The organism is Myxococcus sp. SDU36, assembly GCF_030168875.1.
Lineage (GTDB): Bacteria > Myxococcota > Myxococcia > Myxococcales > Myxococcaceae > Myxococcus > Myxococcus vastator.
On the sequence record NZ_CP077414.1, the window covers coordinates 2,200,510 to 2,216,932 of the forward strand.

The 16,423-nt window shown below is 69.8% G+C and carries 10 protein-coding genes; 4 read left to right on the forward strand and 6 right to left on the reverse strand.

Translation table 11 applies throughout. The features are described 5' to 3' along the window. The first annotated feature begins 40 nt into the window (after positions 1-40). From KGD87_RS08635 to KGD87_RS08650, 4 genes are all read left to right on the forward strand, one after another. The gene (locus tag KGD87_RS08635; protein ID WP_284666986.1) at positions 41-1,147 is read left to right on the forward strand and encodes an isopenicillin N synthase family dioxygenase; all 1,107 of its coding nucleotides are present in this window, start codon (positions 41-43) and stop codon (positions 1,145-1,147) included. 564 nt (positions 1,148-1,711) lie between these two features. After that, complete coding sequence (locus tag KGD87_RS08640; protein WP_284666987.1) at positions 1,712-4,297, forward strand: response regulator; 2,586 nt, start codon at positions 1,712-1,714, stop codon at positions 4,295-4,297. An 88-nt stretch (positions 4,298-4,385) separates the two neighbouring features. Then, complete coding sequence (locus KGD87_RS08645) at positions 4,386-5,651, forward strand: MFS transporter (RefSeq protein ID WP_284666988.1); 1,266 nt, start codon at positions 4,386-4,388, stop codon at positions 5,649-5,651. A 97-nt stretch (positions 5,652-5,748) separates the two neighbouring features. Next, positions 5,749-9,252 (forward strand): pyruvate carboxylase, encoded by a 3,504-nt coding sequence (locus KGD87_RS08650; RefSeq protein WP_284666989.1) that lies wholly within the window; start codon positions 5,749-5,751, stop codon positions 9,250-9,252. A 16-nt stretch (positions 9,253-9,268) separates the two neighbouring features. Here KGD87_RS08650 and KGD87_RS08655 read toward each other — a convergent pair whose 3' ends face one another. From KGD87_RS08655 to KGD87_RS08680, 6 genes are all read right to left on the reverse strand, one after another. Further along, positions 9,269-9,733, reverse strand: a complete 465-nt coding sequence (locus KGD87_RS08655) for a Csu type fimbrial protein (protein ID WP_284666990.1) — start codon at positions 9,731-9,733, stop codon at positions 9,269-9,271. Then, positions 9,717-11,993: a fimbria/pilus outer membrane usher protein gene (locus tag KGD87_RS08660; protein ID WP_284666991.1), complete on the reverse strand. Its 2,277-nt coding sequence runs from the start codon at positions 11,991-11,993 to the stop codon at positions 9,717-9,719. Before KGD87_RS08660 ends, KGD87_RS08655 begins: the two co-directional genes overlap by 17 nt. A gap of 85 nt (positions 11,994-12,078) precedes the next feature. Further along, positions 12,079-12,780, reverse strand: coding sequence for a fimbrial biogenesis chaperone (locus tag KGD87_RS08665; protein ID WP_284666992.1), 702 nt, complete (start codon positions 12,778-12,780; stop codon positions 12,079-12,081). Between the two features lie 82 nt (positions 12,781-12,862). After that, positions 12,863-13,402 (reverse strand): fruiting body development fimbrial-like coat protein PRU, encoded by a 540-nt coding sequence (gene pru, locus KGD87_RS08670; protein WP_284666993.1) that lies wholly within the window; start codon positions 13,400-13,402, stop codon positions 12,863-12,865. Positions 13,403-13,849: 447 nt separating this feature from the next. After that, positions 13,850-15,541 carry an N-acetylmuramoyl-L-alanine amidase gene (locus tag KGD87_RS08675; protein ID WP_284666994.1) on the reverse strand — a complete coding sequence of 564 codons (1,692 nt, stop codon included), beginning with the start codon at positions 15,539-15,541 and terminating at the stop codon, positions 13,850-13,852. Between the two features lie 85 nt (positions 15,542-15,626). Next, positions 15,627-16,391, reverse strand: coding sequence for a DUF3592 domain-containing protein (locus tag KGD87_RS08680; protein ID WP_284666995.1), 765 nt, complete (start codon positions 16,389-16,391; stop codon positions 15,627-15,629). Positions 16,392-16,423 lie beyond the last annotated feature (32 nt).

Consider the following 16,423-nt stretch of genomic DNA (forward strand, 5'->3'; position numbering starts at 1 on the left):
TCCCATTTATTCCCGGGGAGCGGTACACCTGGGCCCCATCATGGCCGAGACCTCTTCGCTCAACATCCCCACTGTCGACCTCGCCGACCTCGCGTCGGATGACTCCGCTCGCGTCGAGCGCGCCGCCGCGGCGATCCGCGAGGCCTTTGGCGTCTTCGGTCTCGTGTACCTGAAGAACCACGGCGTCGACACCCAGGCGCTGAACCGGTTCTACGACGCGTTCGCGGCGTTCATCGCCCGGCCCGCCGAGGAGAAGAAGCCCTACGGCCGCGCGGACATCTGGTACCAGCGCGGATGGACGCCTCCGAACACCGAGGTCGCGGTCGCCGGCAACGGCCAGCCGGACTTCAAGGAGTGCTACTTCGTCGCGCCCTACCCCAACGACGCGCAGTCCGCGCTCGAGTTCCCGGAGCTGTACCCGGAGAACGTGTGGCCCCAGGACGCGCCGCCCTACTTCGAGGACGGCATCATGACGCTGGGCCGCTCCCTCCATGAGGCCGGCCTGAAGCTGCTCCGCGGCTCCGCCATGGCCCTGGGCCTGCCGGAGACGCTGTTCACCGACCTGTGTGATCGGGGCGCCCACGTCACCCGCGCGCTCCAGTACCTGCCGCTCACCCACGCCCAGGTGAACACGGACATCGTCTGGGGCGAGGAGCACACCGACTTCAACCTGCTCACCCTGCTCCCGGGCGGCCGCTTCCTGGACCCGGAAGGCAGCCCCGCTCCCGGCCCCGACAACAAGAGCGGCCTCTACCTCCGCACCCGCGCGACGCCGGATGCGCCCAACGGCCTCCAGGTGCGGGGGACGGCGCCCGCGGGCTGCATCGTGGCGCAGGTGGGCCAGCAGCTGGAGATCCTCACGGGTGGCACCTTCCTCGCCACGCCGCACGTCATCACCGCCCCGGGCGTGCCCGGCTGGCAGCGCCAGTCCGCCGCGCACTTCATGCATGTGCACACGAACACCGTGCTCTTCCCGCTGGAGAAGTTCCGCGGCGAGGAGGCCGTCCGGAACTACGCGCCGCCCGTGCTCGCGGGCACGTATGACATCAAGACGCTGGTGGACATCGGCCTGGCGCCAGCGAGCGCGCTCGACAAGCTGGGCTACCGCCACTACGACCGGCTGAACCGCCAGCGCGCTGGCGCGTGAGTCCGGGCCGCACCGCTTGAGGCCCCGGGAGTCTCCGGGGCCTCGCGTGAAACACAGTCACCAATCACATACATTTAAACACAGACAAGATTTGTGTTTGTCTTTGCGTGTTCGCGTGGCAATGACAGACATCTGCCATCATGGGCGCGCCGGGACGTCCGCCCCCTCGCCGAACGGGGGGCAAAACCACTGAAAAGAACTTCATGTAGGCATTGCCCGCCTGGCAGCCGAGCGCCCCCCTGCTGAGAATCACTGATGATGTGTTCATGTAGGCGCTGCGCGCCGCTTCCGAGCCCTGGCCGTCCGCTCACGCGCCAGGCGCGCGTGCGACCCGCGAAAACTGGCTGAAGGTTCGTTCATGTAGGCATTGCCCATCCAGGACTGCGGTTTTGGAACATCCGCGCCGGGGCCGTGCGTTGCCGCTATCCGAGTGTGTCGCCTGCGCGACAAAGATACCGTCCCAGCGGCGGAGGCAATGGCGTCCCGGTGGCAGACCGTTCAAGGGTAGCTCGCCCAGCCCCCCGCCGGTGCAACCCGCCTCAGGGGGAGGAGCTTCGCCGCACGATGCACCCCATCATCGACTTCAAGACGCTCTTCGACGTCTCACCCAACCCGTACATGCTGCTCGACCGCGAGCTGCGCTTCGTCGCCGCCAACCCGGCATACCTGCGCGTCACGGCCAGCAAGCTGGACGAGCTGCTCGGCAGGAACGTCTTCGAGGCCTTCCCGGACGACCCGTCGGACCCGAACAACGCCAATCTCCGGCAGCTCCGGGAGTCCTTCCTGCGCGTCCTGGAGAAGCGGGCGCCGGACATCCTGGCCCTGATTGCCTACCGCGTCCCCGAGCTGACGAAGCAGGGCATCGTCTCAACGAACCGCTACTGGAGCGCCACCCACATCCCCCTGCTCGATGCCGCGGGTGAGGTGGCCTACATCCTCCAGCACACGGTGGATGTCACCGAGCTCCAGCGGCTCCAGGAGGCCGTCCAGGCCGCGACCGGGTCCGCCGCCACCGTGAATCCGCCTTCAGCCCAGTTGGAAGCAGGCGTCTTCCAGCGGGCGCTGCAGGTCCAGGAAGTGAACCTGAACCTGGACCAGGAGCGGCGCCACCTCCGGCGCCTGTTCGCACAGGCGCCCGGCTTCATGTGCTTCCTTCGCGGCAAGGACCATCTCTTCGAGCTGGCCAACGCGGCCTACATGCAGCTCGTCGGGCACCGGGACATCCTCGGCAAGCACATCCGGGAAGCGCTGCCCGAAGTGGATGGCCAGGGGTACTTCGAGCTGCTGGACCGGGTCTTCACCACGGGCGAGGCCTTCGTCGGCCGGGGCATGAAGGTCTTCCTCCAGCGGACCCCCGACGACACGTTGACGGAGAGCTACGTCGACCTCGTGTATCAACCCATCGTCGAGCAGGACGGGTCCATCTCCGGCATCTTCGTCCAGGGCCACGACATCACGGAGCAGAAGCGCGCCCAGGACGAGCTGCGCCAGTACAAGGACCACCTGGAGGAGCTCGTCCGGGAGCGCACCCGCGCGCTGGAGGAGAGCGAGGCCGAGCGGCGTCAGACGGAGGCCGCCCTCCGGCAGGCCCAGAAGATGGAAGCGGTGGGCAAGCTCACCGGCGGCGTGGCGCACGACTTCAACAACCTGCTCCAGGTCATCGGTGGAAACCTGCAGCTCCTGTCCCAGGACGTGGGCGACAACGCCCAGGCGCAGCGCCGGCTGACCACGGCGGTGGGCGCGGTGGAGCGCGGCGCCCGGCTCGCGTCCCAGTTGCTGGCCTTCGCCCGGCGGCAGCCGCTCAACCCCACGGTCATCAACCTGGGTCGCCTGGTCCGCGACATGGACGACCTGCTGCGGCGCGCGCTCGGCGAGGACGTGGCGCTGGAGACCGTCATCGGCGGCGGGCTCTGGAACACGTTCGTCGACCCGAACCAGCTCGAGAACGTCATCCTCAACCTGGCCATCAACGCGCGCGACGCCATGTCGGGCGAAGGCAGGCTGACCGTCGAGGCCGGCAACGCCATGCTGGATGACCACTACGCCCAGCTCCACCCGGACGTCGTGCCGGGCCAGCACGTCCTGCTGGCCATCTCCGACACCGGCTGCGGCATGCCGCCCCAGGTGATGGAGCGCGCCTTCGAGCCGTTCTTCACCACCAAGCCCGAGGGCCGCGGCACGGGCCTGGGGCTCAGCATGGTGTATGGCTTCGTCAAGCAGACGGGCGGACACGTCAAGATCTACAGCGAGGTCGGCCACGGGACGACCATCAAGATCTACCTCCCCCGCTCGCTCCAGGCGGAGCTGCCGCGCCCCGAGGTCGTCCCCGAGCAGGTCGAAGGCGGCAACGAGACGCTGCTCGTCGTCGAGGACGACGCGGAGGTGCGCGCCACCGCGGTGGAGATGCTGACGGAGTTGGGCTACCGCGTGCTCAAGGCCTCCGACGGGCAGAGCGCGCTCGCGGTCATCCAGAGCGGCATCCCCGTCGACCTGATCTTCACCGACGTGGTGATGCCCGGACCGGTCCGCAGCCCCGAGCTGGCGCGGAAGGCCAAGGCCCTCTGCCCGGACCTGGAGGTGCTCTTCACGTCCGGCTACACGGAGAACGCCATCGTCCACGGCGGCCGGCTGGACCCGGGTGTCCTACTGCTGAGCAAGCCCTACCGCCGCGAGGACCTGGCGCGGAAGATCCGCCAGCTCCTGGCCACCCGGCAGCAACGCATCGCCCAGCGCGAGGCCACCCAGCCCACCCGCGGCGCCACCGCGCCGGCCCCCGTCCGGGCGAAGCGGACCACGCTGCGCATCCTCCTGGTGGAGGACGACGAGAACATCCGCCTCCCCGCGAGCGAGCTGATGGAGACGCTGGGCCACACGGTGACGGCCGTCACCCGCGCGGAAGAGGCCACACCCCTCCTGGGCTCACGGGAGTTCGACCTCCTGTTCACCGACGTGAGCCTGCCCGGCCAGTCCGGCATCGAGCTGGCGCACCAGGCCGTCCAGGACGCGCCGGGCCTGCGCGTCATCATCGCGTCCGGCCACGGCACCCACCTGGACACGGGCGACAAGGGGCCCCTCTCCGGCGCCATCCTCTTGCCCAAGCCCTACGGCCTGTCCCAGATAGAGCAGGCGCTCGCCCAGGTCATGGCCTGAAGGTGAATTCAGGTTCATGCACTGCGTCATGTAGACGGCGCGCGCGGGGCGCTTGCTCCTCACGCGCCAAAGTCCGTTAATCAGGCGTATGAAATTCCTGAGAGAGCTCCGCTCGGTCCTCAACCTGACCGTGCTGGTGGCCGGGCTCGGCTACTTCGTCGACCTCTTCGACATCACGCTGTTCGGCGTGGTGCGTGTCGCATCGCTCAAGGACATCGGCATCACCGACCCGGCCGACATCCTCCAGAGCGGCCTGCTCATCTACAACGCGCAGATGGTGGGCATGATGGTGGGGGGCCTGCTCTGGGGCGTGCTCGCCGACAAGCGCGGGCGGCTGTCGGTGATGTTCGGCTCCATCCTGCTCTACTCCTTCGCGAACCTGGCCAACGCCTTCGCCTGGGACGTCACCAGCTACGCGGTCTTCCGCTTCCTGGGCGGCGTGGGGCTCGCGGGTGAGCTGGGCGCGGCCATCACCCTGGTGGCGGAGTCCCTGCCCAAGGAGAAGCGCGGCCTGGGGACCACCATCGTCGCCACGCTGGGCATGCTCGGCATCGTCGCCGCGGCCTTCGTGGGCCAGCACCTGTACTGGAAGACGGCCTACCTCACCGGCGGCTTCATGGGCATCGCGCTGCTCTTCGCGCGCTTCAAGGTGTCGGAGTCGGAGCTGTTCACCAAGAAGACGGACCCCTCGCGCGCCAACCCGCTGCTGCTCCTCACCGGCGGCCGGTTCCTCAAGTACATCTGCTGCATCCTCGTCGGTGTACCCATCTACTTCACCACGGGCATCCTCTTCACCTTCGCGCCCGAGCTGACGGCGGGCCTCAACGTCCAGGGCACCGTGACGGCCGGCAACGCCATCCTCTATGGCTCCATTGGCCTGACGCTGGGAGACTTGCTGGCGGGCGTCTTCAGCCAGTGGCTCAAGAGCCGCAAGCGCGCGGTGGCGATGAACCTCTGCGCGGGCTTCCTGCTGATGCTCATCTACGGCCTCACCCCGGGCCTCACCAGCACCATGGTGTACGGGCTGAGCTTCCTGATTGGCATCACCGTGGGCTACTGGGCCGTGCTGGTGACCATGGCCGCCGAGCAGTTCGGCACCAACATCCGCGGCACCGTGGCCACCACCGTCCCCAACTTCGTGCGGGGCTCGGCGGTGCTCGCGGCCAGCGCCTTCGCCTACCTCAAGGGTGAGCTGTCGGTGTCCACCGCGGCGCTCATCGTCGGCAGCGTCTGCTTCGGCCTGGCCCTGCTGGCCCTCACCCGGCTGGAAGAGACGTTCCACCGGGACCTGGATTACGAGGAGACGGCGACCGGCCCTCAGCCGGCCGCCCAGCCCTCTCAGTCCGGCACCTGACGCACGGCGCGGCGCTCACGGGGCGCGCCGCGCGTTGAATCGGACGTTCGCCCCGGCAGCCGTTGCTCCGGGGCCCCGGGATTCATACAGCGCGCGCATGGAACCTGTGTCGCTGCGTCCCATCCAGAAGGTCCTCTGCGCCAACCGCGGTGAGATTGCCATCCGCGTCTTCCGCGCGTGCAACGAGCTGGGCATCCGCACCGTCGCCATCTACAGCGACGAGGACCGCACCCACGAGCACCGCCACAAGGCCGACGAGGCGTACCTCGTGGGCCGGGGCAAGCGGCCCGTGGAGGCCTACCTGGGCATCGACGAAATCCTCGACGTGGCCGTCAAGTCGGGCGTGGACGCCATCCACCCCGGCTACGGCTTCCTGTCGGAGAACGCCGCCTTCGCGGAGGCGTGTGAGCGCCGCGGCATCCGCTTCATCGGCCCGCGCTCGGACGTGGTCCGCACCATGGGCGACAAGGTCGCCGCCAAGCACCTGGCGGAGGCGTGCGGCGTCCCGGTGGTCCCTGGCGTGACACTGGAGGGCGACGACGCGCACGTGCTGGAGCAGGCCCGCGCCTTCTTCGCGAAGCATGGCGGCCCCGTCCTGGTGAAGGCGGCCCATGGCGGCGGCGGCCGGGGCATGCGCGTGGTGCGCGAGGCGCGGGAACTGGAGGACGCGCTGGCCTCCGCGCGCTCGGAGGCGAAGAGCGCCTTCGGCTCCTCGGCGGTGTTCCTGGAGCGCTTCCTGGAGCACGTGCGCCACATCGAGGTGCAGCTCCTGGGCGACCTGCACGGCAACCTCGTCCACCTGCATGAGCGGGACTGCTCCGTGCAGCGGCGCCACCAGAAGGTCATTGAGATTGCCCCCGCCCCCAACCTGGCGCCGGCGGTGAAGGAGGCCCTCTGCGACGCGGCGGTGCGGCTGGCGCACAAGGCCGGCTACACCAGCGCCGGCACCGCCGAGTTCCTGGTGGCGGGCGACGCCTTCTACTTCATCGAGTGCAATGCCCGCCTCCAGGTGGAGCACACCGTCACCGAGCAGGTGACGGGCGTGGACCTGGTGCAGAGCCAGCTTCGCATCGCGGAGGGCTACCGGCTGGACGCGCCGGAGGTGGGCATCCGCCGGCAGCAGGACGTGGTGCCGCGGGGCTACGCGGTGCAGCTGCGCGTCACCACCGAGGACCCCGCCCACCAGTTCATGCCCGACGCGGGCGTCATCACCGCCTGGCGCGCGGCCACCGGCTTCGGCATCCGGCTGGACGGCTCCAATGGCTACACCAACGCCGTCATCTCTCCCTATTACGACTCCATGCTGGTGAAGGTCATCGCCTACGCGCCCACGTTCCAGGGCGCGGTGATGAAGGGCCAGCGCGCGCTGCGCGAGTTCCGCATCCGCGGCGTGAAGACGAACCTGCCCTTCCTGGAGAACGTGCTCGCCCACCCCGCCTTCCAGCAGGGAGAGACGTACACGCGCTTCATCGACGAGACGCCGGAGCTGTTCCAGTTGGAGCCCCGCCGGGACAGGGCCACCAAGCTGCTCCAGTACCTGGGCGACGTCACCGTCAACGGGCACCCCACCATCAAGAAGGACCAGCGGCTCAAGCCCACGCGGTTCATGGAGCCGCGGCTGCCGGTGACGCCTTCGGACCCGGTGCCTCGGGGCACCGCGCACATCCTGGCGGAGCAGGGCCCGCGCGGCCTGGCCGACTGGGTGCTGGCCCAGCAGCGCGTGCTGCTGACGGACACCACCATGCGGGACGCGCACCAGTCCCTGCTGGCCACGCGCATGCGCACGCGGGACCTCCTCCGCGTGGCCCCAGCCACCGCGCACCTGGCCTCCGACTTGTTCAGCCTGGAGAGCTGGGGCGGCGCCACCTTCGACACCGCCTACCGCTTCCTCAACGAGGACCCGTGGGCCCGCCTGCGCGCGCTCAAGGCCGCCGCGCCCAACCTGCTCCAGCAGATGCTCCTGCGCGGGGCCAACGCCGTGGGCTACACCAGCTACCCGGACAACGTCGTGGAGGCCTTCATCGACGAGGCGGCCGAGGCGGGCGTGGACGTGTTCCGCGTCTTCGACAGCCTCAATGACCTGGGCAGCATGGAGGTCTCCATCCGCCGCGTGCTGACGACGGGCAAGGTGGCGGAGGTGGCCATCTGCTACACGGGAGACGTCGCCAACCCCAAGCGCACGAAGTACACGCTGGACTACTACGCGGACCTCGCGAAGCGGATTGAAGACGCCGGCGCGCACTTCCTCTGCATCAAGGACATGGCGGGCCTCTTGCGCCCGCGCGCCGCGGCCATGCTGGTGCGGCGCCTGCGCGAGGTGACGCGGCTGCCCATCCACCTGCACATGCACGACACGTCCGGCAATGGCATCGCCAGCTACCTGGAAGCCATCGAGCAGGGCGTGCACGTCGTGGACGTGGCGCTGGGCAGCATGGCGGGCCTGACGAGCCAGCCCAGCCTGAATGCGCTGGTCAGCGCCCTGCGCGGCCACCCGCGCGAGACGGGCCTGGCCAACGCGCGCCTGCAGCCGCTGGCCAACTACTGGGAGGACGTGCGCGAGTACTACGCCCCCTTCGAGGCCGGCCTCAAGAGCACCACCAGCGAGGTGTACTACCACGAGATTCCCGGCGGCCAGTACTCCAACCTCCGGCCGCAGGTGGCGGAGCTGGGCCTGCTGAACCGGTGGAACGACGTGAAGGACGCCTTCGCGCTGGTGAATGTCCTGGTGGGCGACATCCCGAAGGTGACGCCGTCGTCGAAGATGGTCGGTGACTTCGCCATCTTCCTGCTCAAGAACGACCTCACCGTGCGCGCCTCCACGCTGGCGGAGGCGGCCGCGCTCACGCGCCAGACGCTGATTGAACAGGCGCCGCGTCTGGACTTCCCCACCAGCGTGGTGGGCTACTTCCGGGGCGAACTGGGCCAGCCGCCCAACGGCTTCCCGGAGGACTTGCGCGCCGCCGTGCTCAAGGGCCTGCCCCGCGTGGAGGGACGGCCCTCCGCCAGCATGCCGCCGCTGGACCTGGACGCGCTCCAACGGGAGCTCTCCGCGAAGACAGGCCACGCGCTCACCCGCGTGGACGCCATCTCCAGCGCGCTCTATCCGCGTGTCATGGCCGGCTACCTGGAGGACCTGGGGCGCTACGAGGACGTGTCCATCCTCGACACCCCGAACTACTTCTACGGCATGGAGGTGGGACAGGAGATATGGGTGGACCTGGAGCCAGGCAAGACGCTGGTCATCAGCCTGTCCGCGGTGGGCGAGCCGGATGAAGAAGGCGTGCGCACCGTCTACTTCGCCCTCAACGGCCACACCCGCACCGTGCACGTGAGGGACCGAGCCCGCGCCGCCACCGTGGAGGCGCGCCGCCAGGCGGACCGCGCCAACCCCCACCACGTCGCGGCGAGCATGCCGGGCACCGTCATCGCCCTGCACGCCAGGTCGGGAGACACCGTGGAGGCGGGCGCGCCGCTCGTCACCCTGGAGGCGATGAAGATGGAGACCGTGGTGCGGGCCCCACGCGCCGGCACCGTGGCGGAGGTCGTCCCGGCGCTCAAGGCCTCCGTCCAGGGGGGCGACCTGCTGGCGGTGCTCCAGTGACGGAGGGACTGGGCCCTCAGAAGGTCACCGTCACCACCAGGGTGTCTGAGTAGGCACCCGCGGGGATGGCCTGTCCGGCCGGGATGCGCCCGAAGATGGGCACCGTCACCTCCTGCCCGGACACGGGAATGACGGGCCCGTAGCGCCCCGTGCCGCCCGCGCCGTTGCCCCAGACAACGAGGCGCGTCGCGTCCAGGTAGAGGTTGTACTGCAGGCGGGCAGCGCCCGGCCCCGCCATGCCGCGTGCCTGGGCGTTGCCCGAGCCACCGGCGCTGAAGTCGATGATGACGGGGGTGAGCTGCCCCTCACACCGGTAGGTGATGCTCCCGGCCGAGTCCCGGGGCAGCAAGTCCGTGGTGAGGTAGGTGCCGAAGCTCACCCCCACCGTGCCGCGAATCTGGCAGACGGCGCCCGCCCATCCGGGCAGCAGTCCGCAGACGCCCGCCACGATGAGCGCGGCCGCCCTAGTTCGCATCGTCATGGACACACCTCACGGTTCCCAGGTCGATGACCTTGCCCTCGTGTGACGGGACGTCCAGCGAGGTCGCGCAACGGCCCTTGGGGTAGACGACGGTCGCCGGCAGGCGGCCTTCGGGCAGGCCCACCAGCTCGAACTCACCATTCCACCCGATGGGTGAGCTCCACTTCTCTGCGTCCTGCTCGACGCGAATCTCACCGTAGGACAGCCAGCGCGTGTCCTCCGCCGAGGCGATGGTCACCTTGCCCCGGTACGCCCGGACCTTCTGCGTCTTGAAGTCCAGCACCACACCGCCTCGCTGGTACGTGGCCACCATCTGCTCCGTGGAGGGGATGTAGACGTCCAGCGGCACCTGATGGTCCGCCAGGGAGAGCCGGTTGGCGTTGTAGGCCTGGAGCCGCGTCACCACCAGCTCCCCGCTGGCGTCCGTGCGCCCGATTTCGTGGTTGTTGAGCCGCACGCCCACGCCCTCCACGCCCTTCACGCGCACCAGCGCGTAGCCCTGGTCCACCGCGCGCGTGGGACGCACGCGTCCACCAATCAGCACCAGGCCGCCGGCGACCTCGGCCATGCCCGCCAGCCGCCCTTCGAACCACTCCGCGCCCGCGCTGACGCGGCCCACGTTGGAGTCGAAGTCGGCGCGCGCCATCGCCTGGTCCACCGCCCCCACCCTGCCCTGCATCTGGTAGCCCAGCCCGCCCTCCATGGGCACCGAGCGGGCCAGGTCCACCGACGTGGTGCCCTCCCCGCGCAGCGCCTGCGAGTGCCCCAGCGTGCCCGTGGTGCGAGAGTCGAAGATGGCGTTCAGGTACACCATCCCCTCCACGGCGGCGCCTCGCTCGGAGTTGCTGCGGCTGGCGGAGAAGGACAACGTGGACCAGTCGGTCAGCCGCGCGGAGGTGGTGGCCCCCAGCCACGTCGTCCACCCGTCCCGCTGGTAGCGCGACATCATCGCCTGCCCGCCCACGCTGACACTCTCCCCCAGCGCCAGGAACAGCGAGCCGCCCGTCTCCACGACGGGGTGGTCGTCATCCAGCTTGAGGCTGGTGTGCGTGTAGGACGTGTTCATGCCCCGGCCGAAGACGGAGCCACCCACCCAGCGGCGCTGGAGCGAGTACACGATGCCCGCCGCCAGCCCCGTGCGCCGCGCGCTGCGGCTGACGGCCTGTGACAGCTCCAGTTCGCCGAAGGGCAGCTGGACGAGCTGCATGGCGCCGGCGCTGACGACGTCGGGCGCCAGCTCCAGCCGCACGCCCGGCGTCAGCCACGGCGTGACGCCCATGCGGAAGTTGCCCAGGAGCATGGGCCGGCCGAAGTCGAAGTTGGAGAGGTTGACGTTCTCCCGCTCGATGCCCGCGGAGAGCCGGTAGTCCACCACGCCCGGAGCGAGCTGCTGCCCGCTGAGGTAGTAGGACGTGTTCACCTCGCTCGTCCGGCCGAACGCGTCCCGGATGACGTAGCGCGTGTTCCCCTCGCCCCGGGGCACCGTGAGGTTCTCCAGCCGGAAGGGGCCGGGCGGGAGCTCGGTGCGCTTCACCAGGTGGTTGTTGACGTACACCTCCAGCGTGGACGGCGTGGCGACGTCCCCCGCGTAGTCCTGCATCGGGTTGCGCACGAAGTAGGGATTCAGCTCGAAGGTGCGCATGGCGTGGAGGCCGGCCACCACCGCGCCGCCGCCCAGCACGCCGCCAAACCCCGTGGACTCACCGGCGATGGCGCGCACCATGTGCGTGGGGAAGTCCAGGGACAGCTGCGTGAGGCCCCGCAGGGGCACGGCGCCGGGCCGCCACCGCGCCTGCGTCGTCAACAAGCCCCGCCCCATGGACGCGCCGGCCTCTCCAAAGAAGGTCAGCGCGGTGTTGCGGGCGTGGGCCGCGTAGTTGATGAAGCCGCTGGGGCTGCCGCGCACCGCGTAGTCCGACGGCGCCCGCGGCCCCAGGTTGATGCGCGTCTGGTCAAAGACGGACGCGGGCAGCTCGCACGACAGGCTGACGGTCCGCTCGTTCATGACGCACTTCCCCTCGGGCTCCAGGGACCGCGCGGAGATGTATGTCTTTCCTTCGATGACCTCCAGGCGGCCCCCGAGCGCCATCAGGTCCACGCCATGGGCCTCGAGCATGGCCGCGGGGAGCAGCACGTCGCTGCCCCGCAGCATGGGGAAGGCGGCGCCGCGAGGGACGCCGTTCAGGGTGAAGTCCGCGACGATGGGCATCGGCGGCGAGGAGGGGGCGGCGGCCACCGGGCCCTGCGCGTTCGCCAGCAAGGCCCCCCATGACAAGGATAACGCCAGCGCCGCGCGGGTGGACCCGCGGGCCACTGCAAGCCAGGTGGGGGCCATGGTGCGTCGGTCAACGAGCGCAGGGCGCGGGAGAATCCACGGGGGACGTCTGACGGAGCACGCCCTGGTCTGTCTCCATCTCCACCTCCACCGTGCGGACCTGGCGGCAGGCCTTGCCAGCGACCTCCATGGCAAACACCTGCGCGTCGCCCGCCAGGACGTACCAACCGGGCTCCTCTTTCTCCACCAGCCGCTTGCCCTTGGCGTCGAGCCCCCGGACCCGCAGGTTCCGGATGAAGAAGTTCACCGTGCCCGGGTTCTGCACCCGGACGTGGAACTTCGACTCGCGCAGCACGGCCTGCGCGATCTTTCCTTGAACAGTCTTCTTCTTGGGTGCGACAAAGACAGGCACTGAGACACGGGTGAGGACATTCAACCCAGTCACCTGGGTGGACGGCTGCAGCGGCGGGAGCTCCTCCACGACGATGCGGAAGGAGCGCTCGGTATCCTGTGGAGCCGAGGAGCTGCCCACCCGGATGGGCCGGGACTCCCCGGGCTCCAGCGTCAACAGGGACGGGAAGAAGAACAGGTCCTGCGTCGGCGCGAGCGACATGCGCCCTTCTTCGTCCTGGACCCAGGAATAGACAGAGGCTTGGAAGCGTGTGCTTTCGCTGCTCTTGTTCCTCACGTTCATCACCACGCCACGGGCGCCGGAGTCCAACTCGAGCCGGACCGGACTGACATCGATCTCGGCCGCGCTCGCGGCCCCCATGGCAAGCCATTCCAAGGCAGCCGAACACATCAGGCCGCCAGTCCAGGACAGAAGACGGTTACGCATGTGTTGTCGCCCCGGCTCAGAAGGTGATGGTGGCGACGACGGTGTCGTTGTACGTGCCGGAGGGAACGTTCTGGCCGCGCGGAACGGTGCCGTAGACCAGCACGGCGACGGGCATGCCCGTGCCCAGGAACGGGAGGCCCGTGCCAGCGGTGTTGCCCCACACGATGAGGCGGGTGACGTCCTGGTGCAGGCGGTACGCCAGGTAGTCAGCCGACGCGGTGTTGCGCATCCGGCGCAGCGGGGCCGCGTCCGTCGAACCCGCGGACGGGTACAGGCCCTGGCCCAGGGTGATGACCGCGGTCCCGAGCAGGGTGCACTGCACGCTCAGCGCGCCCGTGCCGAGCAGGTCGACGCCCAGCGCGGAGTTGACGATGATGGGATCGTACGTGCCGAAGTTCAGCGTGCCGCCGCCACCGACGGCGCCGATGCTGCAGGCGCCACCGACGCTGGCGGTGACGCTCAGGTTGGTGGTGGCGGTGGCGGCCTCGGCGGAGGAGAAGGCGACGAGGGCCGCGGCGGCGGTGACAGCGGCGACGGCGGTCTTGATTGCTTTCATTGAGGTTGCGTGCTCCATCAAACGGCCGGTTGATCCCGGCTGCGACAGGGTACTTGCAACCCGCTCTCCGACCGATGCACCCCTCCCTTCAGCGCATGTCGCACCAAAGGCCTCGCGTGCGCTTCCAGGCAATGCGTGAGAGTCTTTTCTTGTTTGTTTTTACGGCGAAACGCACACATGTCCCTGGAGGGAGCCCTTCAGGGAGGAACGGGCAGGCATCGCGGCCCGCGCCAGGTCCTTGGCATGTGGCATCGTGTGACGGAAGGTACCCAGCGGGCGGAAGCGCATTGCCCAGCGTGGGTAACGCGCTGCCCACCCCTGGAACGAAAAGCGCGCGGGTGCCCGGCGGCGTCTACCCGGTGACACGCGCGCTCCTCAGCCGAACGGAACTGAACTGCCCAGCGCGTCCGTCCTTGCTACCCACTCCTGGCGAAGCGCCGGACGCGCTCAGTCCACCTTCGCCACGCGGCGGTGGTCTCCAAGGAACTCCTCCACGCCTTGGGCAATCGCCTTGGCGACCTCGGTCTGGTAGACAATGGACTTGAGCCGCGCCTCTTCGTCTGGGTTTGAAAGGAACGACGTCTCCACCAGGATGGCCGGCATCTTCACGCCCAACAACACATAGAAGAGCGCTTCCTTGTGGCCCAGGTCACGGATGTCCTTGTACTTGCGGGACAGGTCCCCCACGAGGCTGCGCTGCACGTGGTTGGCGAGCCGCGAGGACTCCTCGGTGTTCGCCTTCGTGGCCAGGTCGGCCAGGATGAACTGGAGGTCGCTGATGCCCTTCTCCGAGGACGCGTTCTCCCGCGCGGCCAGGCGGATGGAGTAGCGGTCCGCCGACGTGTTGAGGGTGTACGTCTCGATTCCGCGCAGCGTGCGCTTCTCCGCCGCGTTGCAGTGGATGGAGATGAACAGGTCGCCGTGCTCGGCGTTGGCGTACGTGGCGCGGTCCTCCAGCCGGATGAACCGGTCATCGTCGCGGGTGAGCACCACCTCCAGGCCCTTCTCGCGCAGCTCCTGCGCCAGCTTGAGGGAGATGGCCAGCGCCACGTCCTTCTCGCGCGTCCCCTTCTTGCCAATGGCGCCCGTGTCGTGGCCGCCGTGGCCGGGGTCGATGACCACGCGCCGCACCTTCAGGCCGAGCTGCTCCACCAGCGTCAGCTCCATGCTGCGCGACTGTCTGGCCACGGCCTTCAGCCGGGCCTGGGCCACCTTGTCGTCCACCGGACGGGTGATGGGACGCGGGGGCTCGGCGGCCGCGGGCTTCGAGGCCACGGCGGCGGCGACGGTCGCGTCCAGGCTGCCTTCGCGTGTGTCCGCCTTCGCGGGGGCGCTCGGCGCCTTCTGGGGGAGCTTGGGCGACGGCTCGCGGGCCATCTTCTCGATGGCGGCCACCAGGCTGGACGAAGGCCGCTCCGCGGGCACCGAGGCCTCCACGGCCGGCGCGTCCGTGGACGGCGCGTCCGTGGACGGCTCGGAGGCAGCGGCCTTGGACGTGTCGCTGTCGCCCGCGCTGGAGGGAGCTGCCACGGCGACCGCCGTGCCAGCGGTGCCCGTCTTGCCCGGCGCGGAGGAGTCCGCCTTCGCCACGACAGGCGCGGCCTTGCGCGGGGGCGGCGGCGGGGCCTTGGGCGACGGCAGCGAGGCCAGCAGCTCCCGCATCTCCCGCGCCCGGTCACCCTTGCCGTTGACGGCCAGCGTCTGGGTCAGGACCTTGCGCGCGGACTCCGGCTGGTCCAGCCGGTGGACGTGAATCTTCGCCAGCGCCAGCGCCCCGTCATCCGACAGCCGGTGCTTCGGGTAGCCCTCCAGCAGCCGGGTGTAGTCGGTGATGGAGGCCTTGAGGTCGTCCTCCACGAAGGAGATGCGGCTCAGCTCCTGGAGCATCTCCGCCGCGGTGAACAGGGCATCCGGCGCGCGGGCCGACTTCGGGAAGCGCGCGGCCACGGACTCGAAGCGCGCCACCACGTTCAGCCAGTGATGGCGCAGCTTGCGCCGGGCCGCGTCGTCCTTCAGCGCGTAGTAGACCTTGCGAGCACCCTGGTAGGCCTCCTCGGCCTCGTCTCGCTGGGCGGCCCCCACCGCGCTCGGGACGAGCAGCAGCAGCACGGGCAGCACGATGACGAGGCGCGAGTGCATGGGGTTCCTCCGGGTGGGTGCGAGCTACAGGCGTGTGTCACACAGCCCCACCCCGCCGGCAAATTTTCAGCCCCCACCATCCGCCTCAGCGCAGCCAGCCCAGCACGCCCGCGAGGTCCTGGTCGATGACGCGCGCCCACCCAGGCTGCCGGGGCACCACCGCCGCCAGCACCTTCTCCCCGTTGCGCACGGGCGCCCGCCCCGGACGGACGCGCGCGCGCACCGCGTGCTTCACGTCCTGCCGGAAATAGTGGGCCGGAAAGGACACCTCGCCCCGAGTCTCCGGCAGGGGCCCGTCCGGCGTCAGCCACACCAGCGCGCCCAGCCGCAGCGGCTCCACCTCGGAGCGCCACAGCCGCCGCATCTCCCACGCGAAGTACCCCACGGCCACCAGCACGCCCAGGCCGATGCCCCAGGGGAGCAGCCCCACGCGCAGCGCCCGGGAGCGGGCGAAGCTGGCCTCGCGCGGCTGGCCCGGCATGGCGGGGTCCACCAGCAGCGTCACCCGGGCGCCCCGCCCCAGCCCTTCCGCGTACTCGGCGAAGGTCCGGATGCCGGCCACGGAGTGCTCCGCCTCCGCGAAGGTGTAGAGCACCTCCAGGGCGGCTTCCCCCCCATCCCGGGCGTCCAGGGGCGGCAGGCGGGAGGCCATCACCAGCCCCTCCACTTCCTCCGCGCGGGCGGCGAAGCCCTGCTCCTCGACGAAGTAGCGTCCGGCCCAGCCGGCACCGGTGCCCAGGACGGCCACCGCCACCAGCCCCAGGAGGACGCCTCGCACCACGCGCCCCACGGCGCCGGGCACCTGCGTCAGTCGGACCTTTCGGGGGGCATGCGGAATGGCCAGCTGCATATGGCCGCGCAGCCTACCCCAAGCGGAGGGGA

Excerpts from the sequence above, each read along its gene's own strand:
- KGD87_RS08635 (WP_284666986.1), top strand. The coding sequence starts at position 41 with ATGGCCGAGACCTCTTCGCTCAACATCCCCACTGTCGACCTCGCCGAC.
- KGD87_RS08665 (WP_284666992.1), bottom strand. The coding sequence starts at position 12,780 with ATGGGGGCCGCGAGCGCGGCCGAGATCGATGTCAGTCCGGTCCGGCTC.
- KGD87_RS08640 (WP_284666987.1), top strand. The coding sequence starts at position 1,712 with ATGCACCCCATCATCGACTTCAAGACGCTCTTCGACGTCTCACCCAAC.
- KGD87_RS08655 (WP_284666990.1), bottom strand. The coding sequence starts at position 9,733 with ATGACGATGCGAACTAGGGCGGCCGCGCTCATCGTGGCGGGCGTCTGC.
- KGD87_RS08680 (WP_284666995.1), bottom strand. The coding sequence starts at position 16,391 with ATGCAGCTGGCCATTCCGCATGCCCCCCGAAAGGTCCGACTGACGCAG.
- KGD87_RS08675 (WP_284666994.1), bottom strand. The coding sequence starts at position 15,541 with ATGCACTCGCGCCTCGTCATCGTGCTGCCCGTGCTGCTGCTGCTCGTC.
- KGD87_RS08645 (WP_284666988.1), top strand. The coding sequence starts at position 4,386 with ATGAAATTCCTGAGAGAGCTCCGCTCGGTCCTCAACCTGACCGTGCTG.
- pru (WP_284666993.1), bottom strand. The coding sequence starts at position 13,402 with ATGAAAGCAATCAAGACCGCCGTCGCCGCTGTCACCGCCGCCGCGGCC.
- KGD87_RS08650 (WP_284666989.1), top strand. The coding sequence starts at position 5,749 with ATGGAACCTGTGTCGCTGCGTCCCATCCAGAAGGTCCTCTGCGCCAAC.